Consider the following 22,087-nt stretch of genomic DNA (forward strand, 5'->3'; position numbering starts at 1 on the left):
CTCCTACAGGGAGCGCGAATCGCCTGTAGGAGCGGCCTTGTGTCGCGATCGGGCCGCAAAGCGGCCCCCGCTGTCAGAAGTTGATATTCAGCGCAGCAAACACCGCCCTGCCCGGCTGGTTATACGTGTTGGCCCCCGAACTGCTCGCGTTGCCGCCACGCAGGATCTGCTTGTCGAACACGTTGTTCACCCCCACCCGCACGTCGTAGTTGGCGTTGAACTTGTACCCGGCACTCACGTCCACCAGGCCATAGGCCTCGACGTCCTGCTGCGCAGCCTGGTCGTAGTTTTCCTGGGTGCGGTAGTTGTAGGTCGGCGACTTCTGTTTACCGAAGTAAGTACCCGCCACCTGGAACGACAGCTGCTCGGTGGCGCGCCAGTCGAGGGTGGTGTTGACGGTGTACTCCGGGATCACCGACAGCGGTTCGCCGGTCTCGCGATTGTCGTTGTCCAGCATCCAGGTCAGGTTGGTGTTCCAGTCCAGGGTTGGCGTCAGCTCGATGAAGAAGTTGCCTTCGATACCTTCCACCCGCGCCTTGCCGGCGTTTTCCCACTGGGTCACGCGGCGGCCGCTGTTGATGGCATAGAGCACATCGGTACCGCCGATGATCTTGTTCTTGTAGTCATTGCGGAAGTAGGTGGCGCTGGTACGCCAGGTGCCGCGGTCGTACAGCAGGCCAATCTCCTTGTTGACGCTGATTTCCGGTTTGAGGTCGGCGTTACCCTGCAGGTAGCAGCCACCGGAGTTGGTCTGCTCCACACTGCAACCTTGGCCGCGGCTATAGAGCAGGTAGTTGGGGTTGGACTGGTACAGGTTCGGCACCTTGTAGGCGCGAGCAATGCCGCCTTTGACCGACAGCGCCTCGGTGAGCTTGTGCGACAGGTTCAGGCTGGGGCTGAAGTTGTCGCCAAACATCTCGTGATGGTCAAAACGCAAGCCAGGCGTCACCGTCGTGTCGCCGATGACGATATTGTCCTCGACGAACAACGCGTAGCTTCTGGCGGTCATCTTCGATTCGCTGCGGTCGAAACCGCTGATCGCGTCATTGCCCGATCCACTCGGGTCGAAGCTCTGCGGACGGAACGAGCCCTGGTCGTTGAGCGACTCGTACAGGTACTCGCCCCCCAGGGTCAGCACATGCTCGGTGCTGCCCAGGGCGAACGGCAAGTTGACCTCACTGTTCAAACGCGTGTTGCGCAACCGCGACATCGCCGCGCCGCTGTCGTTGATCGCCCCTTCCGGGCCACCGGCCAAGCCTTCGTTGAGGCGCCAGTTGCGCACGTATTCGTAAGCCAGGGTGGTCTTGCTGGTACCCCAGGTGAAGTCGCCCAGGTGGGTCAGGTCGTAAGTGCTGCGCTGCATGACGTTGGTTTCGTGGCCATACAGGCTGGAAATAAGTGCGACGTCGCTGCCGCCGTTGCTGTTCATGGTGTCGCCAGCGTAGATATTGCCCTGGCGGCTGTAGCCTGCACTGGCTTCGAAGCGGTGCTCGTCGTTCAGCTTCCAGCTGAGCAGGCCGTTGATGTCCTTGTTGCGCACACCCTCACGCCCGGCAACCAGCGCGCTGTTGGCGTGGCTGGCGTTGATATCCAGGTCGTCAGCGTCAGTCTTGGCCAAGCCGCCGAACAGGCGGAAACCAAGGTTATCGGTGAGGCCGCCACCGAGGTTGAAGTTGGCGCGGCGGCTGGCACCCTCGGCACTGTCCTCCGGCAACTGGGTGAACAGGCTGACGCTGCCCTTGAGCTCGTCGGTGGGGCGTTTGGTGATGATATTCACCACCCCGCCCATGGCGCCGGAGCCGTAGCGAGCGGCGGCCGGGCCACGCAAGATCTCGATACGCTCGACTGCCTCGGCGGGCACCCAGTTGGTTTCACCCCGGGTATCACGGTCACCGTTCCAGCCATAACGCACGGCATTGCGGGCGCTGGAGGGCTTGCCGTCGATGAGGATCAGGGTGTTTTCCGGGCCCATGCCGCGCAGGTCGATCTGGCGGTTGTTGCCGCGTGCGCCGCTGGCGCTGTTGCCGGTCAGGTTGACGCCAGGCTCGCGGCGGATGATATCGGACAGGTCATTGGCCGGTGGGTGGCGCTTGATGTCGTCGGCGGTGATGATCGACGAACCCAAGGCCTGGCGCGCCTCGCGCTCGGCGGTGATCAGCGTGTCCTGAATCACCAGCGCGTTGTCGGCAACCGGCACTTCCAGCACCTCACCCGTACGCTGCTCTTCAGCCTGGGCCGCGGTGGCCACCATGGCCGGTGACGCCAGTGCGACGAACGCCAAGGCCAGGCTGTTGGGTGAAGTTCTGCACTGCATGGGTACATCTCCTGCGATTCATGAGCGAAACGGCACATCCCTGTCGGAAACCGGGGGGCCATCGCCCACCGGCCTCGCAAACACAGTCTGGTGGCCAACAGGGGTGGTAAATATAGGGAATCGCAAATGAGAGTAAATCGTATTTACGAAGTTTACATGTTTGTAACGGAACTTTGCTGAACCGCGGCGTAGAGCGCTGCCTTCTCGCCTGCACGGAATGAACGGGACGCTGAAGTAATTGCCTCCTGCACTGGCTACACTTGCCCTCTCCTGACCCGAGCCACCTGTTCATGCTCCCAGCCGCACTGATTTTCCTGTTCACCTTGACCCTGGTCATCTGGCAACCCAAAGGCCTCGGCGTCGGCTGGAGTGCCACCTTCGGTGCACTTCTGGCCCTGCTGTGCGGCGTGGTGTCACTGCACGATATCCCCACCGTCTGGGCAATCATCTGGAACGCCACCGCCACCTTCATCGCCCTGATCGTCATCAGCCTGTTACTGGACGAAGCCGGTTTCTTCGCCTGGACGGCGCTGCATGTGGCGCGTTGGGCCCGAGGCGACGGGCGTCGCCTGTTTGCCTTCATGGTGCTGCTGGGGGCAGCGGTATCGGCGCTGTTCGCCAACGATGGCGCAGCACTGATCCTCACCCCCATCGTCATGTCGATGCTGCTGGCGCTGCGCTTTTCCCCCACGGCAACCCTGGCCTTCGTGATGGGCGCCGGTTTTATCGCCGACACCGCAAGCCTGCCGCTAGTGGTATCGAACCTGGTCAACATCGTGTCGGCGGACTACTTCGGGCTCGGCTTCAACGCCTACGCCGCCGTGATGGTGCCGGTGAACCTGGTGGCGGTCGCGGCCACGCTGCTGGTGCTGTGGCTGTATTTTCGCCGCGACATCCCGCTGCGGTACGCCACCGACGACCTGCAGTTGCCTGCCCTGGCAGTGCGCGATCGCGCCACGTTCCGTGCGGGCTGGGTGGTATTGGTGGTGTTGCTGGCCGCGCTGTTCGTGCTGGAGCCGCTGGGCATCCCGGTCAGCGCCGTGGCCTCGGCCTGCGCCGCCGTGCTGTTCGCCGTGGCCGCCCGCGGCCACGTGATTTCAACCCGCCGTGTGCTGCGCGAAGCACCGTGGCAGATCGTGGTGTTCTCGCTGGGGATGTACCTGGTGGTGTACGGGTTGCGCAATGCCGGCCTGACCGACGCCCTTGCCGGGGTACTGGACTGGCTCGCCAGGCATGGGTTGTGGGCAGCTACGCTGGGCACCGGGCTGATTGCGGCGCTGCTCTCGTCGCTGATGAACAACCTGCCCAGTGTGCTGATCGGCGCCTTGTCGATCCATGCCAGCGAAGCCCAGGGCGTGGTGCGCGAGGCGATGATCTACGCCAATGTCATCGGCTGCGACCTGGGGCCGAAGATCACCCCGATCGGCAGCCTGGCCACGTTGCTGTGGCTGCATGTGCTGGCGCGCAAAGGGGTGGTGATCAGCTGGGGATATTACTTCAAGGTCGGCGTACTGCTGACCGTGCCGGTGCTGCTGGCGACCTTGGCGGCACTGGCACTGTGGTTGAGTTTTTGAGGTTGCCGAGCAGCTGGCTCCAATCCTTGGAGCACAGCTTCAGCCAGCGCAAAACCTCTCTTCAACCAATACTCAATTGCCGTCAGCGGTTTCAGCCGTCTTGCGCAAGAAACCCTGCTGGCCGCCATTGCGGTTTGGCGCGAACCCATTGGCCTGCAGGCTCTCTTCGACGGTGTCGTAGAACACGCCGATCTTGCTGATTTCACGAGCCTCTTTGGCGGTGGCGATCGGCCGACCGAACTCGCGCGAAATGCGCACCAGCTGCTCGATCTGCTGCACCGTGGACATCTTCTCGGTCTGCGCCTGGTTCCACAGGTTGTCCTCGATACCGCAGCGCACGTGCAGGCCCATGGCGATGCCCATCATGTTGATCGGCAGCACGTTGCGCATCGAGCTTTCCACGGTGAGCACGGCGCCGTCCGGCACGGCCCGCACGATGTTGGCCAGGCTGTAGATATTCGGCACGTCCATGCCGCCGCCGATGGCCACCCAGTTCATCACCAGCGGGCCTTTGTAGATGCCACGGCGCATCAGGCGCTCGACCGACTCGAAACTGTTCAGGTTGTAGCACTGGAAGGCGCTCTGGATACCGGCGGCGCTAAGGCGGCGCACGTGCTCCTCGACCCAGCCGGGCTGCGCGGGCACGGTCATTTCCTTGTAGGCCTCATACACCGCCGGGTCTTCCATCGAAGTCCCGCGCACATCCTGGTAGCCCCAGTGCTCGACCACGTTCATCTGCGAGGTGTTGACCGTCACGGTGACCTGATCGGGCTTGGGGTCGAGCTCGGCCAGCATATGGCGGGTGTCGTCGCTCAGCCACTTGGCCGCGGCGCCTTCGGTCTCAGGGGCAAAGCTGATCGAGCCACCCACCTGGATGATCATTTCCGGTACCGCTTCACGCACACCGGCAATCAACTCGTTGAACTTGGACAGGCGCTTGGAGCCCTTGCCATCCAGCTCGCGCACATGCAGGTGCAGCACCGTGGCACCGGCGTTGTAGCAATCCACGGCCTTTTGTACTTGCTCGGCCATGGTCACCGGAATGTCCTCGGGGAAGTCGGACGGCACCCAGGAAGGCGCATAGGGCGCTGCGGTGATGATCAACGGCTGCTGGTTCTCGGTGAACAGGTGGCCATCAAGGAAGTTCATGGGGGTGTTCCTTATATTGTGATTATTGGAAAAGTGTCGGTACAGACCGACGGCTATCGGGTTTCAGCAATGCATCTCGCGGATCAGCTTCTTGTTGATCTTGCCGACACTGGTCTTGGGTATGTCCGCCACGAAGTGCACCTGACGGGGAATCGCCCACTTGTTGATCTGGCCACTGTCGACAAACTGCTTCAGGTGCGCTTCGAGCCCTACCTGGTCGAGGCTGCCACCCAGCGTGCACACCACCAGCGCAATCGGCCGCTCGCCCCAGTGCTCGTCGGGAATGCCCACCACCGCCACGGCATTGACCGCCGCGTGCTGGCTGATCAGGTTCTCCAGCGCCAGCGAGCTGATCCATTCACCGCCGGTCTTGATCACATCCTTGATCCGGTCCTTGATTTCCAGCACCCCGTGACGGTCGATCGAGCCCATGTCGCCGGTGTGCAGCCAGCCGTCCTGCCACAGTTCGGCACCCTTTTCCGGCTCGTGCAGGTAACCCTGGGTCAGCCACGGCGAACGCACCACGATCTCGCCCAGCGACTCACCGTCGTGGGCCACCTCCACGCCCGCCGCATCGACGATGCGCAGGTCGACCATCGCCACCGGGGCGCCGGTCTTGATCCGCTGCGCTACCTGCTCGCCCATGGGCAAGGCCAGGTCTTCGTCGCGCAGGTGGGTCAAGGTCAGCAGCGGGCAGGTTTCCGACATGCCGTAGCCGCTGAAGATCAGCATGCCGCGCTCGCTGGCCTGGCGCGCCAGGCCGTGGGTAAGCGCGCTGCCGCCGAGCAGGATCTTCCAGCGGCTGAAATCGATGTGCCGGCTTTGCTCGCTGTCGAGCATCATTTGCAGCAAGGTGGGTACGCAGTGGGAGAACGTCACCCCCTCATCGCGGTACAGGCGCACCAGCTTGTCCGGCTCGTAGCGGCCCGGGTACACCTGCTTGATGCCCAGCATCGTGGCCGTGTAGGGCACGCCCCAGGCGTGCACATGGAACATCGGGGTGATCGGCATGTACACGTCACTGGAACGCAGCAACGGCTGGCCGTCGTAGGCGGCGAAGGTGCCTAACTGGTTCAGGGTGTGCAGCACCAGCTGGCGGTGCGAGAAGTACACCCCCTTGGGGTTGCCGGTGGTGCCGGTGGTGTAGAACAGCGTGGCCACCGACTGCTCGTCGAAGTCCTCGAACTCGGCCTCGGGGCTGGCTGCATCCAGCAGCGCTTCGTATTCGCCGAGCACCGGCAGCGACGTGGCCGCAGCCTCCCCGTCCGTCAGTTGCAGGTAGCCTTTGACCGTGCCCAGCTGGCCGCGCAGCTGCTCCAGCAGCGGCACGAAGTCGTCATGCACCAGCACCAGGTCATCCCCGGCGTGATTCATGGTGTAGGCCACCTGCTCCGGCGACAGGCGAATGTTCACTGTGTGCAGCACCGCGCCAATCATCGGCACGGCGAAGAAGCATTCCAGCGAACGGTGGCTGTCCCAGTCCAGCAGCGCGACAGTGTCACCGGCCTGCACGCCGGCCGCGCGCAGCACGTTGGCCAGGCGCCGCACCCGCTGCTCGAGCTCGCGGTAGCTGTAGCGCAGCGTGTCGGCGTAGACGATCTGCTGGTCCGGCTGGTGCCGCACACCCGACATCAGCAGGCGTTTGATCAGCAAGGGGTAGGCATAGGCGCCGGCTGCCGGCGGCATTATTTTTGTCTTGGCCATGACGTTGGTTCCAGTTTCCATGTTCGAATCGACTAAGAGCTGACTACGCCTGCACCCGCGCTTGCGCGCGTGGTACCAGGGCGCTCTCACAGGGCTGTGGTGCGGCTTCGCAATGCGCGGGGGCCGCCGCGACAAAGCGCTTGTCCGGCAGCAGGAAGTGCGACAGGGCCGGGATCAGCAGCAGTGCGCCGAGCATGTTCCAGAGGAACATGAAGGTCAGCAGGATGCCCATGTCGGCCTGGAACTTGATCGGCGACCACGCCCAGGCGACCACCCCGGCGGCCAGGGTGATACCCACCAGCCCGACCACCCGGCCGGTGAAGGCCACGGCGTTCTGGTAGGCCTCGCCCAGGGTGCGGCCCTGCCGCTGGTAGTGCAGCTGCACACTGAGCAGGTACAGCGCGTAGTCCACGCCGATGCCGACGCCCAGGGCGATCACCGGCAAGGTGGCCACTTTCACGCCAATGCCCATGGCCACCATCAGCGCTTCGCACAGCACTGAAGTCAGCACCAGAGGCAGCAGCGCCACCAAGGTCGCGCGCCAGCTGCGGAAGGTGATCAGGCAGAACAGCGTGACCGCCAGGTAGACAAACAGCAGCATGGTGCGGTTGGCTTCGCGCACCACGATGTTGGTGGCAGCTTCGATACCGGCGCTGCCGGCGGCCAGCAGAAACTGCCGGTCGGGGGTGCTGTTTTCGCGGGCGAAGCGGTCGGCGATGGCCACCACGTCGTCCAGGGTCTGGGCCTTGTGGTCCTTGAGGTAGGCGATCACCGGCATCATCGAGCAATCGGTGTTGAACAGCTCCGGGGCGTTGACCGAGGCCTGCTGGGCGGCGTAGTTGAGCATGTCCTGGTTGCGCTGCAGGCTGCTCATCTTCGGGTTGCCTTCGAAGGAGCCTGCGGTGATCTGGCGCACGGCGTTGACCAGCGACACCGTGGTCTGCACGCCGGGGTACTGCTGCAACTGCCAGGCCAGGCGGTCGGCGAGGATCAGCGTCTTGTAGTTCAGGCAGCCTTCCGGCGGGGTCTTGATCATCACCGCGAACAGGTCGCTGGACAGCGCGTAGTGGCTGGTGATGTAGGCGTTGTCGCGGTTGTAGCGCGAATCGGCGCGCAGCTCCGGCGCGCCACTGTCGAGGTCGCCGATCTTCAACTGCAGGCTCACCCAGAACCCGCCCAGGCCCAGCAACGTGGCCACCAGCACCGCGCCGGTGGCCCACTTGCGCGTGGTAAAGCGGTCGAGGGCGTCCCACAGCTTGCCGAAGCCGCGGTGCTCGGCGGCACGCTGGTCAATGCGCAAGGCACGTTCGGATGCCTTGCGGCCAACGCCAACGTAAGACAGCGACACCGGAATCAACAGCAGCGAGGTGAAGATCAGTACCGCCACGCCGATGCTGGCGGTGATCGCCAGGTCCTTGATCACTGGGATGTCGATCAGCATCAGCACGGCAAAGCCCACGGCGTCCGCCAGCAGCGCCGTAACCCCGGCCACAAACAGGCGGCGGAAGGTATAGCGCGCCGCCACCAGCTTGTGGGTGCCACGGCCGATGTCCTGCATGATGCCGTTCATCTTCTGCGCCGCGTGCGACACGCCGATGGCAAAGATCAGGAACGGCACCAGGATCGAGTACGGGTCGATGGCATAGCCCAGCCAACCGACAATGCCCAACTGCCACACCACCGCCGCCAGGGAGCAGAACACCACCAAGAGGGTACTGCGCACGCAGCGGGTGTACAGGAAGATGATCACCAGCGAGGTGACCACTGCCAGGGCGAAGAACATCATTACCTGGATCAGCCCGTCGATCAGGTCGCCCATCAGCTTGGCAAACCCGATGACCCGCACCTTGTACTTGCCCTCGCCTTCCTTGCCAGACGCGCGCGCCTTGCTGTCGCCGCCGTATTCGTACTGGTCGCGCAACTGCTGTTCGAGCATTTGCGAGAACTGCCGGTAGTCGATACCGCGCCCGGTGGCGAGGTCGTGGTCGAGCAGCGGCACCACCAGCATGCTGGACTTGAAGTCGCTCGCCACCAGGCTGCCGACGATACCGGCACGGTTGATGTTCTGGCGCAGCTGCTCGATGTCGGCCGGTTTGCCCTGGTAGTCATCGGGCATCACCGCGCCACCCTGGAAGCCTTCTTCGGTGACCTCGGTCCAGCGCACGCCAGGGCTCCACAACGACTTCATCCAGGCACGGTCGACGCCCTGGGCAAGGAACAGCTCGTCGTTGATCTTTTTCAGCACGTCCAGGTATTCGGGGTCGAAGATATCGCCCTGGGTGTTCTCCACCACCACCCGCACCGAGTTGCCCAGGCCGCGCAGCGACTTGCGGTTGTCCAGGTAGTTCTGGATGTAGGGCTGGCTTTGCGGGATCATTTTCTCGAAGCTGGGCCGCAGTTCCAGGCGGGTGACCGCCACATAGCCGAGCACCAGCGTGGCCAGCACCATGAACAGCATGAACAGCGGGCGATAGTTGAAGACCATGCGTTCGAGCAGGTTGCCGGAACGTGGATCGAAATCCCGCAGGTCGCGGATCACCGGCATGGTGTCTTGCTTGATGTTGGCCATCACGAGGCTCTCTTGGAATTCTTGTGGGTCTTAGCGGGCTGGCAGCACGCGCACGCCGCGCTCACCTACCAGCACCGTGCCGTTGCCGCGGGTTTGCAGGGCAGCCGCCACGGGTGCCAGCGGCACCTGCGGTTGCAAGGCGAAGCTCTGGCCGCCGTCGTGGCTGCGCAGCACATGCCCGGCCTGGCTGAACAGCCAGTAGTCACCCTGGCTGTCGAGGCTGGCGGCGGTGATGCTCTGGCCCAGCCCGGTGTCCACCTTGGTCCAGCTCTGGCCGCCGTCGAGGCTGCGTGCCACATGGCCACGCAGGCCGTAGGCAAGCACTTCGCCGGGCTTGCCGAGAATGCCGAACCAGGTGCCCTGGTAAGGGCCAGGCAGGGCGACGAAGCGCTGCTGCCCGGTGTTCCACTTGAGCAGCAGGCCCTGTTCGCCGGCCACATAAAGGTCATCGCCGACCGCCCGGATGGCATTGAGGTGCAGGCCTTGCGGGTTGTCGGTGCGGTCCTGCATCGGCACCCAGTTTTCGCCGCCATCGTCGGTGCGCAAGATCAGGTTGAACACACCCACTACGTAGCCGTGCCGGGCGTCGGTGAACCACACACCCAGAAACGGCTTGTCGGCGCCCTCTTGCTCCAGGCGCTGGCCTTCGGCGGCGAACTGCGGCCATTGCGCATCGTCGGGGTGGGCCTGTGCCAAGGCCTGGTAATGGGCCGTGACCAGTGCACCGATCTTCCGGCCATCGAGCTGCACGGCCCAGTTCATACCGCCGTCACGGCTGTGCAGCACCACGCCATCGTTGCCTACCGCCCAACCCTCCTGGGGGGTTGGAAACGCCAGGGCATTGAGGTCGGCGCTGACCGGTACGCTGGCCTGGCGCCAGTCCTGGCCCTGGTTGTCGGAATACACGATGTGGCCACGGGCCCCCACCGCGACCAGCCGCTCACCGGCCCGCACCACATCGCGCAAGGCGCTGTGCACCGCCAGCGCGCTAGGCTCGGCCGGCAGGTCCAGCACATCGACATAGGCCGCCTGGGCCACACCGCAACTGCCGCCCAGGGCGAGCGTGATTGCCAGCGCCCACGGCGCATACTTGTTCAAAGAAGCCATGCCACATCCTCTGCAAAACCTGACGGCGGCCACGTGCGGGCCGCCGTCAGACGGGTCGTCGGGGTCAGCGAATGCCGGCGCCGGCCAGGGCTTCGGGCGACCATTGCGCCTTGGACAGAGGGGCGATGTACTCGATACCGCCATGCGGGCCGATCAGGCCGTTGACGTTGTAGGTGCCACCGACCAGGTCGTAGACCACGTGCGGGTTGTTGTTGGGAATCTGCACGTCGTAGCTCTGGGTAAAGAAGCTGAACGAGCCGCGATACAGCTGGCCACGGGCGTCGTACTGGTCAGAAGCCAGCGCAAACCAGCTGTCCTCGTCAAGGTAGAAGCGGCGCTTGGCATAGATGTGGCGGGCATTGCCCTTGAGGGTGCCTTCCACTACCCAGACACGGTGTTTTTCCCAGCGCACCTGGTCGGGCGAAAGGTGGTTCGGCGTGGTCAGGGACTTCGGGTCGTGAATGTAGGTGAGCTTGTAGGTGTTGTACGGCACGTACATTTCTTTCTTGCCGAGCAGCTGCCAGTCGTATCGGTCCAGCGCACCGTTGAACACGTACACGTCGTCGAAGGTGCCGGAGCCTGCAGTACCTGGGTTGGGTGTGTCGTAGGCCAGGTTCGGCGCCAGCTTCACCCGGCGCTGCCCAGGCAGGTACTGCCAGGCGCGTCGCTCTTGTACCAGCGGGTTGGCGGCGTCCTTGAGCATCATCGATTCACCGGCGCGGCGTGCCGGGCCTTCGAAGTACAGCTTGGTCTGGAAGTAGATGTCCTTGGGCTCGATGACTTTGTTCAGCTCTTCGTAGATCGGGTAGGCGTTGTACGCCAGGCCCGTGGTGGCCAGGGCCGCGACGCCGGCGGAGTCGACGTTCCAGGAGTCATACTTGGCCTTCTGTGCCACGCCCTGGTAGCGCAGCAGGTGGTTCCACATGGCCTCGGCGCCCGACTGCGGGATCGGGAACGGCACGCCGGGCAGCACATTTTCGATGGCCATGCCGTCCTGCAGGGACTTGGCATTGGCGGCATTTTTCAGGGTGTTGTCGAGCAGCACCTTGGGCAACGCCGCGGTGCGGTGGCTTGGGTACACATCGATGTGGAAGCTCGGGAAGCGCTTGGCCAGCTCTACGGTGGTAGCGGTCAGCGAATCCTTGTACTGGTCGACGTTCTTGCCGTCGATCACCAGCAGCGGTTTCTCCGAGGCGAAGGGGTCCGGGCGCAGGGTATCGCCCTGCTTGAAGCCGGCAGGCGGGGTGTTCAGGCCACCCTGGTAGGCCGGGATCGCGCCGTCGGCACTGGCGGCCTTGTCGGCGCCGACCAGGGTCAGGTCCTTGCCCAGCCGGGCGACGTCCTGGGCCGGGGCGGCCGCATGGGCATTACCGGCAATAACGACCGCAAGCGAGGCCGACAGCAGGCTATTGAGATACTTCATCGCGTTTCTCCGCTTGTTGTTGTACTAGGAGCTTCAGAAGGTGGTCTTGAACGAGGCCGTGACCATGCCGCGATCTTTGAGCAGCGGTGCAAGCCCTGCCTGCGAAGTGATCTGCCCGGGGATGCACTGGTAACGCCCGTTGGTGCCCGGGGTGTTGTTGTCGGTGCCGGTTTCGCAGGTATCGAACTTGCCGAAGGAGTCGACGTACTTCAGGTCGAACTTGTACTTCTGGTAGACGTCGGCGGCGATCCCGATCGAGTAGCTGCCGGAGTCTTCATTGCCGCCCAGCTGCACGGCCGAGTTGCCCTTGAGGCCGACGTTGTAGGACAGCGGCAGTGTGATATCGACCCCTGGCAGCGCCTGGAACCAGGTCGGGGTGAAGTTGACCGCCAGGGTGTAGGCGTTGGTGGTGACCTTGTCGACACCTTCGTAGCTGGCGTCGCCCTTGAAGGTCTGCTCGCCCTTGTCGACACTGACCAGATGGGTCATGGCGCCTTCCACGGCCAGCGACGAAGCGTTCCACAACGGCGTGGCGCCGAACGACACCAGGCCGTTGAGTACCACATGCAAGGTCTTGCCGCGGGCCAGCCCGGTTTCACCGTGGCCTGGCACTTCGCCGATCAGGTTGGTGCCGCCGGCGGTACCAGCCAGCGCCTCGTACAGCGGCCCGTTGATCGTGGTGAAGTTGCTGATCAGCGGCATGTTTTCGCGGTAGTTGACGTCCAGCCCCACGCTCACCGGGCCGACGCTCTTGGCCAGGCTGATGCCGTAGATATCGATATCGTCGGCATAGGCCGTCATGTAGCTGGTGCCTTCCAGGCTGCCCGTGTGCAGGTTGGGGGCATTGATCAGCACCGCGGGGGTCGGGTCGGAGGTGTTGCGGTAGTAGAAGCCCAGGGTGCCGTCGAGCCATTCCGGGCTCCACTTGGCCATTACACCGAAGTCGCCGCTGTTGTGCGGGCGGATGTCATGCCCACGGGGTGCGCCATAGAAGGCACCGGCACCGCCGACGGCGTTGGGCACCGGCAGCCAGAAAATGTCGGCACCGTCGCCAAGCATGTCGTAGGCGCCCATGTAGGTGCCCCCTTCAGGCAGGCGCGAGTTTTCGAATTCGAGAAAGTACTGGGCCGCCAGGGTCAGTTCCGGGGTGATCGTGTAACTCAGCGACAGCTGCTTGCGCGGCAGGAACAGTTCCTTGGTTTCGGTGCCGGGCACGTTGTACAGCTTGGCCAGGTCCAGTGCCGACTGGCCATAGTTGATGCCGTTGGCGGCGTTGAACAAGGTCTCGCCCCAGTACACCGAGTGCCAGCCGAGCTTGCCGCTGAGCATCGACTCGTCACCGATTTCGCTGCTGTAGAACACGAAGGCATCGAGGAATTCGCCAGACGGGCCGTTGTAGTACCGGTCGCTGTAATTGCTCAGGCCATGGCGCCTGGACGGGCCGCCCTGCAGCACAGTGCCGGCCGGCAGGCCACCGGCCGGGCGCGCCAGCACCAGGTTGCCGGCATTGCCCGCCTGGCCGGGAAACGGGTTGGAGTTGGAGCCCACGTCGTCATAAGCGTGGTCGTACCAGCTCGCAGCACTGACGCGCATACCCATGTTGCCCTGGTACACCACGTCCAGTTCGGTCAGCAGGTCGACCCGCTGGGTCACCGCGCTGCCGACGCTGAAGTTCTTGTCACCGTCGTTGAGGTTGGCGGTGCGGGCGACCTTGGCGTTCTGGCCCTCGACCCGCTGGCCGTAGCTGAGCTTGGCGGTGTTGTCGAAGCGCACGTTCCAGTCAGGGTCGGCCAGGTCAAGCTGAAATGCCTGGGCAGCCGGCGCGCCGGCGACCAGCACCAGCGTGGCCAACAGATTGCGGCGGTGAAGGCAGAAGAGAACGTTCTTATTGTTGTTCATGCGGTATCTCTGCTTGGGATGTGCAAGGTGCCAGCAACGATCGGGCGCCGGCCTGACCCTGAGTGCGCGTGCCCCGCGCGGTTTAGCGGTCGAGTTGCTGGATCAAGGCCTCGGCGTGTGGCCATGGGCCGAAGCCCGAGGCTGGGTTGAGGTGGCCAACGGCGCCGAGATCGACCAGCTCGCTGCCCCACTCGTCGGCCATGCGGGCGACTGCTTCGAAACCCGCCAGGTGATCGTTGCTGCTGGCCGCGACCAGGCTCGGGAATGGCAGCCGGCCGCTTGGCAGCGGCGCCCAGCCGTTGGCGCGCAGGGTGTCGGGGGTGGGGTAACTGGCCGGCCAATTGGTATCCAGGTCCGGTGGGGCGGCCAGCAAGGCGCCCTTGATCGGGCGTTGGTAGCGGGCGGCCCAGTGCGCCACCATCAGCACACCGGCGCTGTGCGCGACCAGGATCACCGGGCCGTCGATGCTGGCCAGTTCGCGCTCGATCGCTTCAACGCGCGCGCTGCAACTGAGCTTGTCGGTTTCCAGCGGTGGTACCGAGCGAACCTTGCCCAGGCGCGCTTGCAGCAGGGTTTGCCAATGTTCGGGTACATGGTCGCGCAAGCCAGGCACGATCAGCACGGTTGCGGCGGTTTGCAGTTTTTCCACGTCAGGGCCCTTGCTCTGGTCAACTCGGTCGATTGCCGACTGCTTGAAGCCAGAGTAAAGAGTCGCCCTGCCAGCCGCTTTACATTGCGCGTCACGAACTTTTCAGTTGATGACACGGCTGCTGTGCCGCCCGGCCCCGGGCTCCGCTGCTCGGAAATGGCTTTGCATCTGACGACACAACCGCTATAAAAGACCACCCGCCAGCGCAGCGGAAGCTCATCAAGATCACGTGGAAAACAATAAAATGACCGTGCTCGCCCGTGCTGCAACCCTCACCAATTACCTGGAAGTTTCACGCCATCTGGGCCTCAACGGCCATGGCCTGCTGGCTCAGGCCGGCCTCAGTGCATCGCTGCTGGAAACCCCTGATCAACGCATCCCGGTGGCCGCCGCCATCAACGTGCTGGAGGAGTCGGCGCGGCTGAGCGGTTGCGAAGCCTTCGGCCTGCGCATGGCCGAACTGCGCCAGTTGTCGGACTTTGGCCAGGTCAGCCTGCTGATCAGCCATCAGCACTCGCTGCGTGACGCCCTGCAGGTGATCGTGCAGTACCGCCACCTGCTCAACAACGCACTGGCCATCCACATCGAGGAAATCGGCAAGACGGTGATCATCCGCCAGGAGGTCATCACCGACCAGCCGATGCACAGCCGCCAGGCCATCGAGCTGGCCATCGGCGTGATGCACCGCTTCTGCTCGGCGCTACTGGGCTCGCACTGGCACCCGATCAGCGCCAACTTCACCCACGCCGCCCCAGCTGACCTGGCCATCCACCGGCGCATCTTCGGCTGCAAGCTGGAGTTCAACACCGACTTCAATGGCCTCGTCTGCTCGGCGTCCGACCTGGACACCGCCAACCCCCAGGCCAACGCAGGCATGGCGCGGCTGGCGCAACGTTATGTGGGGTTGCTGCAGGACGAAAACCTGCCATCGCTGACGCTGGAAGTGCGCAAGGCGATCTTCCTGCTGATGCCCATGGGCCGCGCCACCATCGAGCACATCGCCCAGACCCAGGGCATGAACGTGCGCACCTTGCAGCGGCGCCTGGAAGAAGAAGGCGCGACCTTCAGCGAGCTGGTCAACGGCGTACGCCGCGACCTGGTGGTGCGCTACCTGGAAAGCCCTGGCTATTCGCTGGGGCGCATCGCCGACATGCTCGGCTATTCCATGCACAGCTCGTTCACCCGTTGGTTCATCAGCCAGTTCGGCCAGCCGCCAGCCACCTGGCGTGCGCAGCATGAGCCGCACACACAAACCAGACGCAACCGCAGCGCCGCCCAGGCGACCACCAGCGCACGCTGACGGCCCTTGGCCTCTGGGCTACATGCCGACGTGCATCAGGCCCAGCACCAGCAGCACCAGGAACACCGTCTCGCCCACCATCAGCACAATCGGCTTGATGCCTACGGCGGCCAGCTCCTTGAGCTGGGTTTTCATGCCCAGGGCTGCGATCGATACCACCAGGCACCCACGCGACAGTTCGTTGATACTGCGCTGCACAGCCAGCGGCACCCAGCCGGTGCTGTTGACGCAGACAAGGATCAGGAAGCCGACCGCGAACCATGGCAGTGTTCGGCCAGAAAACTCGCCGCACCCGCGGCGATCAAGCTGACGATCAGGCCCAGGGCCAGGTCGCGCACCCGGTTGTTGACCTGGGCAAACGCCAGCGTGCTCATGCCTCCCTCTCCGTCAGGCCCGACACCGCAAGATGCATGGCCTCCAGCAAGGCCTCGGCCGGCTGCGCGCCAACCACTTGCAGCCGGTCATCGAAAACGAAGCACGGCACGCCGCGGCCGGCGATGTCAGCGCTGGCGCTGACGAACGGCAGGCCATCGCCACGCAAGCTTCCGGCCAGCGCCTCTGGGGCAAAGCCGCACTGCTCGGCGATGCGCAACAGCGTAGCGCGGTCGCCCAAGTCCTCACCCTGCTTGAAGTACGCAGCCAGTAACCGCTCCAGCAGTGCCTCTACCTGTGCTTCACTGCCCAGCTCACTGGCGTGAAGCAACAGGCGATGAGCGTCGGCGGTATTGGGCATGCGCTCGATGCGGCTGAACTCGATCTGCTCGCCGACGGCGCTGGCCGCTTCGCGCACCTGGGCCTGACGCTGCCGCACCGCCTGATCGCTGCCCAGGCGTCGCCGGTAGAACTCAGCGAACGGCTGGCCATCGAATGGCAGCTCAGGCAACAGTTGCACGCCCTGCCAGGCCAGGTTGACCTCGACCTCTGGCTGCGCTGCCTTGAACTGCGCCAGGGCGGCTTGCAGTTGCCGGCGGCCTATCAAGCACCACGGGCAGATGAAATCGAAGTACACATCAATCGACAACGAACGCTTCACGAACGGGCCTCCAGTTCTGGCTGGACAGGTGCCTGGGCGGTTTCACCGAGCTGCAGGTGCGCCATGTCCAAGTGATAGTGACGCTTGGCATAAATGAACACCGCTGCAGCGCCGATGCTGATCAACGGCACTAGCTGGAATGCCGACTGCAAGCCGATCAGGTCAGACACCTTGCCGGTGATCAGCGGGCCGGTGGCCAACCCGAGCAGGTTGTTGCACAAGGTCAGCGTGGCAAACGCGGTGCCGTGCACCGTGTAGTGGGTGAGGTTGGCGACCATGGCGCTGGATGGGCCATTGGTGCCGGCGGCGATCATCATGCCCAGGCAAATCAGCACCAGTTGCGGCATGCCCGGCGGCAAGGCAAAGGCCACTGACAGCAGCACACAGCTGCCCAGGCAGTAGGCGATGGCCAGGCTGATCTTGTGGTCCGGGCGCTTGCGCCCCATGCGGTCGCAAAACATGCCGCACAGCACGATGCCAACCCCGCTGCACAGCACGATAATCGCAGCCACGGCGCCGGCGCGGTCAGTGCTCATGGCGTAGTAGCGGTTCAGGTAGCTGGGGAACCACACGATCACCGTGCCACCGACGAACAACTGCAAACCGCTGCCGACATAGGCGCTGATGACCGAGCGGCTTGAATACAGGGTACGCAGTGGCCGCATTGCCTTGAGCGCAGCCTTGTCGGGCGTTGCCGCCAGGCCCTTGGGGGCAATGCGCGCCTCGCGCACGATGAGCGGATACAGCAGCGCCAGCGCCAGGCCGAAGAAGGCCATGCCGGCGAATGCCCAGCGCCAACCCAGGTGCTGGGCCATCACACCGCCCAGGCCCATGCCCAGTACCGAACCGAACATGCCGCCGGCCATGAACGAACCCGCCAGTGTGGCGCGCATCTCACGCGGGAACACCGCCACCACCACGGCAATACCGACGCTGCCGTAGGCCGCCTCGCCGACACCAACAAGAAAGCGCGCGATGAACATCTGCTGGTAGTTTTCCGCCAGGGCGCAACCCAAGGTAGCCAGGCTCCACATCACGGCCATGAACGTCAGGCTCTTGATCCGGCCAATGCGGTCGGCCAGCAACGACAGGGGGAAGGTCAGCAAACCGACCATCAGCGCGACGATGCCGCTGAGCAGCCCGAGCTGGCTGTCGCTGAGCTGCCATTCCTGCTTGAGCAGCGGGAATACGGCGTTGAGCACTTGCCGCGACATGTAGTCGGAAATCAGCAGGCCGAAGGTCAGGGCGAAAACGATCCAGGCGTAGCGCCGTGGAATGCCGAGCGAAGTATCAGTGCCTGGTTCTGCCGCACTGGCGTGATAGGTGGCCATGCTGCCTCCTCGGATATCTGAGTTTTTTTTGTTGTTATTGCTTACAGGCTATCGCGTAGCGATTGGGGCCGCATTGCGGCCCCAACGTGTCTGGCGGGTCAGAAAGTCGCATCCCCCATGATCCCGGCGCGTTCCATCTTGCGGTGGCAGGCTGGGTAATCCATGACGGCGTAATGCTGGGTACTGCGGTTGTCCCAGATGGCAATGCTGTTGGGCTTCCAGCGCCAGCGCACCTGGTACTCGGGGATGTAGGCCTGGCTGATCAGGTAGCGCAGCAATTCGCCCGCGCCGGGGTTGGCATCCTGGCCGAAACGCACCCGCTCGGGGGTGTGATAGTTGCTGAAATGGGTGGCGAAGGCATTGACGAACAGCACCTTCTCGCCGGTCTCCGGGTGAGTACGCACCACCGGGTGCTCGGCATCCGGGAAGCGCGCCTTTAATGCCAGGCGTTTTTCGATCGGCATGGCCGCGCCAAACGTGGCCTCGATGCTATGTCGCGCCCGCAGCCCTTCGATACGCGTCTTGATCTCGGTCGGCAGGTTGGCGTACGCCAGCACCATGTTGGTCCACAGGGTGTCGCCGCCCACCATAGGGCTTTCCACGCAGCGCAGCACGCAACCCATCGGCGGTTTTTCACGCCAGGTGGCGTCGGTGTGCCAGGCGTTTTCATAGCGGTCAACCGGCGTTTCCGGCGACTTGTAGATCTGCACCAGGCCCGGGTGGTCCGGGTCGCTGCCGACCACGGGGTGGTCCTCCAGCTCGCCGAAGCGGCGGGCGAACGCCACGTGGTCGGCGCGGCTGATGTCCTGGTCGCGCAGGAACAGCACCCGGTGCTTGAGCAACTGGGCACGCACCTCGGCAAACAGGCCGTCATCATGGATCGCATCGGCCAGCCTGACGCCAAGCAGTTCGGCACCGATGGCGCAGGTCAATTGTTCGACTTGCATGGCAGTGCCCTCCTCAAATGACGAAGATCGACGAGCCGGTGGTCTTGCGCGACTCCAGATCACGGTGCGCCTGAACTGCGTCCTGCAAGGCGTAGTGCTGGTTGATTTCGATCTTGATACGGCCGCTACCCACATGGCCGAACAGCTCGCCTGCCAGGGCGGCTTTCTCGGCCGGGTCGGCGATGTAATCAGCCAGCGCCGGGCGGGTCAGGAACAGCGAGCCCTTCATCGCAAGAATCTGCGGGTCGAACGGTTCGATGGTGCCGGATGCGGTGCCCACGCAGACCATCAGGCCACGGCGCTTGAGCGAGTCCAGCGAGCCCATGAAGGTAGTGCGCCCGACGCTGTCGAAGACCACGTTGACCCCAACCCCGTCGGTCAGCTCGCGCACGCGTTTGGCCACGTCTTCGTGGCTGTAGTTGATGGTGTGGTCGCAACCATGGGCATGCGCCAATTCGGCCTTGGCGTCGGTGGACACGGTACCGATCACGGTCAGCCCCAGCAGCTTGGCCCACTGCGAGACGATCAACCCGACACCACCCGCAGCGGCGTGCAGCAGAATGCTGTCCCCTGGTTTGAAGTCGTACAGGCGACGCATCAGGTACGAGGCCGTGAGGCCGCGCATGGTCATGGCCGCGGCCGTTTCGAACGCGATGGTTTCCGGCAGCTTGATCAGCGGCGCGGCAGGGATCAGGCGCTCGGTGCTGTAAGCGCCGAGGGTATTCATGAAGCCGGTGTAGGTCACCCGGTCGCCGACCGCTACGTGGCTGACACCCTCGCCCACCGCCTGGACCACGCCGGACGCTTCCACGCCCATGCCGTTGGCCAGCGGGATCGGGTAGGTGCCGTTGCGGAAATAGGTGTCAGCGTAGTTCAGGCCGACCGCCACGTGGCGCAGGCGCACCTGCCCAGGGCCCGGTTCGCCGACTTCGACGTCTTCGTAGCGCAGGACCTCAGGCCCTCCGGTTTCGTAGAAACGTACCGCTTTGGCCATGCCAATCTTCCTTCTTGTAGTTTTTGGTGAATAGCAACATTCGTCTTGAAGGGCAATTTAGGCCGTTGCGCAATACGCCGCTTATCATCGGACGACAACGGTTTTTCAGTTCATGACAGCGCCCCCGGTTTCAGTGCCGGGGCGCGGCTGGCATGGCTCAGAACGCCGAAATACCACCATCCACGGCGATCGCCTGGCCGGTCATGTAGCTGTTTTCACGGGCGCACAGCATCAGCATGGCCGCAACGATTTCGTCGGGGGTACCCAGGCGCTTCATCGGCGAGCCCTGGGCGAGAAACGCCTGCTGCTCGCCCACAGCGCTCCCGGTAACCATGGGCGTGGCGCTGTAGAACGGGCACAGCGCATTGACGCGGATGCCTCGGCGGGCGTATTCCACCGCCGCAGTTCGGGTCAGCCCCACCACTGCATGCTTGGCAGCGGCATAGGCGGCCAGCTTGGGCGCACCGCCAAGCCCGGCCATGGAGGCGATGTTGAGGATCACCCCGCCGCCTTGCGGCAACATCTGGCGGAGCTGTTGCTGCATGCAGAAGAACACGCCCTTGGTGTTGACCGCGTGGCTGCGGTCCAGCTCTTCTTCGGTGGTGTCGACGAAGCGCTTCATCGGCGTAAGGATGCCGGCGTTGTTCACCCCCACATCGAGGCGGCCGAAGGTGGCCATGGCCGCGTCCACCAGCGCCTTGACCTGCACCTCACGGGTCACGTCGCACGGCACCGCCAGCACTGTGGCGCCGGCCTCGCGCAGGGTGCCGGCCACCCGCTCCAGGCCCGTGACGTTGCGGTCGCCGAGCACCAGGCGGGTGCCCAACCCGGCCAGTCGCTCGGCCAACAACGCGCCAAAACCGCTGGCGGCGCCGGTGATCATCACCACCTGGTTGCGATAGCTGTCCAGGTTCATCCGGCCACCCCCGGCGCTGTGCGGGCGAGGATCTTCTTCGCCAGGCTCATGCGGTGCACTTCGTTCGGGCCGTCATAGATGCGGAAACTGCGCGCATCGCGGAAAATCCGCTCGACGATAGACTCGCCGGTAACGCCCTGCCCACCGAGCACCTGCACACAACGGTCGATCACCCGCCAGATGGCCTCGGAGCTGAGCACCTTGGCCATGCTCGACTCGAAATTGCCGCGCTCGCCCTGGTCCAGTACCCACGCGCAGTGCCAGATCGACAGGCGCGTGGTGTGCAGGTCCATTTGGTTGTCGGCGAGCATGAAGCCCACGCCCTGATGCTCGCCCAGCGGCTTGCCGAACGACACCCGGTGGCTTGCGTAGCGGCAGGCTTCGTCATGGGCACGACGGGCCTGGCCGAGCCAGCGCATGCAATGGGTCAGGCGCGCCGGGGCCAGGCGCACCTGGGCGTAACGGAAGCCTTTGCCCACTTCGCCAAGCACATCGCTGGCGGGAATGCGCAGGTTGTCGAAGCGCAGCACCGCGTGGCCGCCGGCGAAGCAACTGTCGAGCGAGTCCATCATGCGCTCGAGGATGAAACCGGGGCGGTCGGTGTCGGTGAGGAACATGGTCGCGCTGCCGTCTTCCATGCGCGCCATGATGATTGCCACTTGCGCGCCCTCGGCACCGGTGATGAACCACTTCTGGCCATTGATGACGTAGTCGTCGCCGTCGCGTACGGCCTGGGTGGTGAGCATCGACGGATCGGAGCCGGCGCCCGGGCTTGGCTCGGTCATGGCGAAGCAGGAGCGGACCCGGCCCTGCACCAGCGGCTTGAGCCAGCGGTCTTTTTGCGCAGGCGTTGCCACTTGTTCCATCAGGTGTATGTTGCCTTCGTCGGGGGCATGGATGTTCAGGGCCACCGGCCCAAGCGGCGAATAACCGGCCTCTTCGAAGATGATCGCCTTCTCGATGTGGCTCAGGCCCAGCCCGCCCATTTCACGCGAGGCATGCGGAGTCAGCAGGCCGTGTTCACGGGCGCGCTCGATCAGCACCTGGCGCAGCTCGGGCGATGGACCGTGGGGTGTCTGGCGCGGGTCGCGCTCCAGGGGGATGACGAGGTCAGCGACGAACTGCCGTACTTTGGCTTGCAGGGCAGTCAACTCGGCAGACAGGGCGAAATGCATGGC

Annotated in this window: 17 protein-coding genes and 1 pseudogene; 2 read left to right on the plus strand and 16 right to left on the minus strand. The window is 64.2% G+C overall.

From position 1 onward, the window contains the following. Positions 1-73 precede the first annotated feature (73 nt). Complete coding sequence (locus tag ABI582_RS03370) at positions 74-2,314, minus strand: TonB-dependent siderophore receptor (protein ID WP_442118395.1); 2,241 nt, start codon at positions 2,312-2,314, stop codon at positions 74-76. Between the two features lie 290 nt (positions 2,315-2,604). Between ABI582_RS03370 and ABI582_RS03375 the strand changes: the two genes are divergently transcribed. Further along, positions 2,605-3,888 (plus strand): arsenic transporter, encoded by a 1,284-nt coding sequence (locus ABI582_RS03375; RefSeq protein WP_442118396.1) that lies wholly within the window; start codon positions 2,605-2,607, stop codon positions 3,886-3,888. A 72-nt stretch (positions 3,889-3,960) separates the two neighbouring features. Here the strand turns inward: ABI582_RS03375 and ABI582_RS03380 are convergent, their stop codons facing one another. The 7 genes from ABI582_RS03380 to ABI582_RS03410 form a co-directional block, all read right to left on the minus strand. Further along, positions 3,961-5,037, minus strand: coding sequence for a 3-keto-5-aminohexanoate cleavage protein (locus tag ABI582_RS03380; protein ID WP_049275186.1), 1,077 nt, complete (start codon positions 5,035-5,037; stop codon positions 3,961-3,963). Positions 5,038-5,100: 63 nt separating this feature from the next. Continuing rightward, positions 5,101-6,741, minus strand: coding sequence for a fatty acid--CoA ligase (locus ABI582_RS03385; protein WP_442118397.1), 1,641 nt, complete (start codon positions 6,739-6,741; stop codon positions 5,101-5,103). A 43-nt stretch (positions 6,742-6,784) separates the two neighbouring features. Next, entirely contained in the window at positions 6,785-9,310 is a 2,526-nt protein-coding gene (locus ABI582_RS03390) for an efflux RND transporter permease subunit (protein WP_442118398.1), read from the minus strand. Positions 9,311-9,340: 30 nt separating this feature from the next. Next, positions 9,341-10,417: a WD40/YVTN/BNR-like repeat-containing protein gene (locus ABI582_RS03395; protein ID WP_442118399.1), complete on the minus strand. Its 1,077-nt coding sequence runs from the start codon at positions 10,415-10,417 to the stop codon at positions 9,341-9,343. Between the two features lie 64 nt (positions 10,418-10,481). Beyond that, entirely contained in the window at positions 10,482-11,840 is a 1,359-nt protein-coding gene (locus ABI582_RS03400; RefSeq protein ID WP_442118400.1) for a DUF1329 domain-containing protein, read from the minus strand. Positions 11,841-11,873: 33 nt separating this feature from the next. Beyond that, positions 11,874-13,739 (minus strand): DUF1302 domain-containing protein, encoded by a 1,866-nt coding sequence (locus ABI582_RS03405; protein WP_442118401.1) that lies wholly within the window; start codon positions 13,737-13,739, stop codon positions 11,874-11,876. An 82-nt stretch (positions 13,740-13,821) separates the two neighbouring features. Continuing rightward, positions 13,822-14,388 carry an RBBP9/YdeN family alpha/beta hydrolase gene (locus tag ABI582_RS03410; protein WP_442118402.1) on the minus strand — a complete coding sequence of 189 codons (567 nt, stop codon included), beginning with the start codon at positions 14,386-14,388 and terminating at the stop codon, positions 13,822-13,824. Between the two features lie 244 nt (positions 14,389-14,632). Between ABI582_RS03410 and ABI582_RS03415 the strand changes: the two genes are divergently transcribed. Beyond that, a complete protein-coding gene (locus ABI582_RS03415; RefSeq protein WP_258656155.1) occupies positions 14,633-15,688 on the plus strand; it encodes an AraC family transcriptional regulator in 1,056 nt (351 codons plus the stop codon). Between the two features lie 18 nt (positions 15,689-15,706). Here the strand turns inward: ABI582_RS03415 and ABI582_RS03420 are convergent. The 8 genes and pseudogenes from ABI582_RS03420 to ABI582_RS03455 all read right to left on the minus strand — a co-directional run. Further along, positions 15,707-15,955 (minus strand): annotated as a pseudogene (locus tag ABI582_RS03420) (putative sulfate exporter family transporter); the annotation flags it as partial. Next, positions 15,928-16,062, minus strand: coding sequence for a hypothetical protein (locus tag ABI582_RS03425; protein WP_442118403.1), 135 nt, complete (start codon positions 16,060-16,062; stop codon positions 15,928-15,930). The gene ABI582_RS03425 and the pseudogene ABI582_RS03420, both read right to left, overlap by 28 nt. After that, the gene (locus tag ABI582_RS03430) at positions 16,059-16,721 is read right to left on the minus strand and encodes a DsbA family oxidoreductase (protein WP_442118404.1); all 663 of its coding nucleotides are present in this window, start codon (positions 16,719-16,721) and stop codon (positions 16,059-16,061) included. Before ABI582_RS03430 ends, ABI582_RS03425 begins: the two co-directional genes overlap by 4 nt. Next, positions 16,718-18,052, minus strand: a complete 1,335-nt coding sequence (locus tag ABI582_RS03435) for an MFS transporter (protein ID WP_442118405.1) — start codon at positions 18,050-18,052, stop codon at positions 16,718-16,720. The genes ABI582_RS03430 and ABI582_RS03435 overlap by 4 nt, the downstream gene beginning before the upstream one ends. Before the next feature lie 98 nt (positions 18,053-18,150). Next, complete coding sequence (locus tag ABI582_RS03440; RefSeq protein ID WP_016500602.1) at positions 18,151-18,999, minus strand: TauD/TfdA dioxygenase family protein; 849 nt, start codon at positions 18,997-18,999, stop codon at positions 18,151-18,153. Positions 19,000-19,012: 13 nt separating this feature from the next. Beyond that, the gene (locus ABI582_RS03445) at positions 19,013-19,993 is read right to left on the minus strand and encodes a quinone oxidoreductase family protein (RefSeq protein ID WP_442118406.1); all 981 of its coding nucleotides are present in this window, start codon (positions 19,991-19,993) and stop codon (positions 19,013-19,015) included. 157 nt (positions 19,994-20,150) lie between these two features. Beyond that, positions 20,151-20,909: an SDR family NAD(P)-dependent oxidoreductase gene (locus ABI582_RS03450; protein WP_442118407.1), complete on the minus strand. Its 759-nt coding sequence runs from the start codon at positions 20,907-20,909 to the stop codon at positions 20,151-20,153. Continuing rightward, positions 20,906-22,084: an acyl-CoA dehydrogenase family protein gene (locus ABI582_RS03455; RefSeq protein WP_442118408.1), complete on the minus strand. Its 1,179-nt coding sequence runs from the start codon at positions 22,082-22,084 to the stop codon at positions 20,906-20,908. The genes ABI582_RS03450 and ABI582_RS03455 overlap by 4 nt, the downstream gene beginning before the upstream one ends. Positions 22,085-22,087: the final 3 nt, after the last annotated feature.

Source organism: Pseudomonas sp. SAS7, from assembly GCF_052112345.1.
GTDB lineage: Bacteria > Pseudomonadota > Gammaproteobacteria > Pseudomonadales > Pseudomonadaceae > Aquipseudomonas > Aquipseudomonas putida_Q.

Excerpts from the sequence above, each read along its gene's own strand:
- ABI582_RS03440 (WP_016500602.1), bottom strand. The coding sequence starts at position 18,999 with ATGCAAGTCGAACAATTGACCTGCGCCATCGGTGCCGAACTGCTTGGC.
- ABI582_RS03435 (WP_442118405.1), bottom strand. The coding sequence starts at position 18,052 with ATGGCCACCTATCACGCCAGTGCGGCAGAACCAGGCACTGATACTTCG.
- ABI582_RS03415 (WP_258656155.1), top strand. The coding sequence starts at position 14,633 with ATGACCGTGCTCGCCCGTGCTGCAACCCTCACCAATTACCTGGAAGTT.
- ABI582_RS03405 (WP_442118401.1), bottom strand. The coding sequence starts at position 13,739 with ATGAACAACAATAAGAACGTTCTCTTCTGCCTTCACCGCCGCAATCTG.
- ABI582_RS03375 (WP_442118396.1), top strand. The coding sequence starts at position 2,605 with ATGCTCCCAGCCGCACTGATTTTCCTGTTCACCTTGACCCTGGTCATC.
- ABI582_RS03380 (WP_049275186.1), bottom strand. The coding sequence starts at position 5,037 with ATGAACTTCCTTGATGGCCACCTGTTCACCGAGAACCAGCAGCCGTTG.
- ABI582_RS03450 (WP_442118407.1), bottom strand. The coding sequence starts at position 20,909 with ATGAACCTGGACAGCTATCGCAACCAGGTGGTGATGATCACCGGCGCC.
- ABI582_RS03425 (WP_442118403.1), bottom strand. The coding sequence starts at position 16,062 with ATGAGCACGCTGGCGTTTGCCCAGGTCAACAACCGGGTGCGCGACCTG.
- ABI582_RS03370 (WP_442118395.1), bottom strand. The coding sequence starts at position 2,314 with ATGCAGTGCAGAACTTCACCCAACAGCCTGGCCTTGGCGTTCGTCGCA.
- ABI582_RS03400 (WP_442118400.1), bottom strand. The coding sequence starts at position 11,840 with ATGAAGTATCTCAATAGCCTGCTGTCGGCCTCGCTTGCGGTCGTTATT.
- ABI582_RS03455 (WP_442118408.1), bottom strand. The coding sequence starts at position 22,084 with ATGCATTTCGCCCTGTCTGCCGAGTTGACTGCCCTGCAAGCCAAAGTA.
- ABI582_RS03445 (WP_442118406.1), bottom strand. The coding sequence starts at position 19,993 with ATGGCCAAAGCGGTACGTTTCTACGAAACCGGAGGGCCTGAGGTCCTG.
- ABI582_RS03385 (WP_442118397.1), bottom strand. The coding sequence starts at position 6,741 with ATGGCCAAGACAAAAATAATGCCGCCGGCAGCCGGCGCCTATGCCTAC.
- ABI582_RS03390 (WP_442118398.1), bottom strand. The coding sequence starts at position 9,310 with ATGGCCAACATCAAGCAAGACACCATGCCGGTGATCCGCGACCTGCGG.
- ABI582_RS03395 (WP_442118399.1), bottom strand. The coding sequence starts at position 10,417 with ATGGCTTCTTTGAACAAGTATGCGCCGTGGGCGCTGGCAATCACGCTC.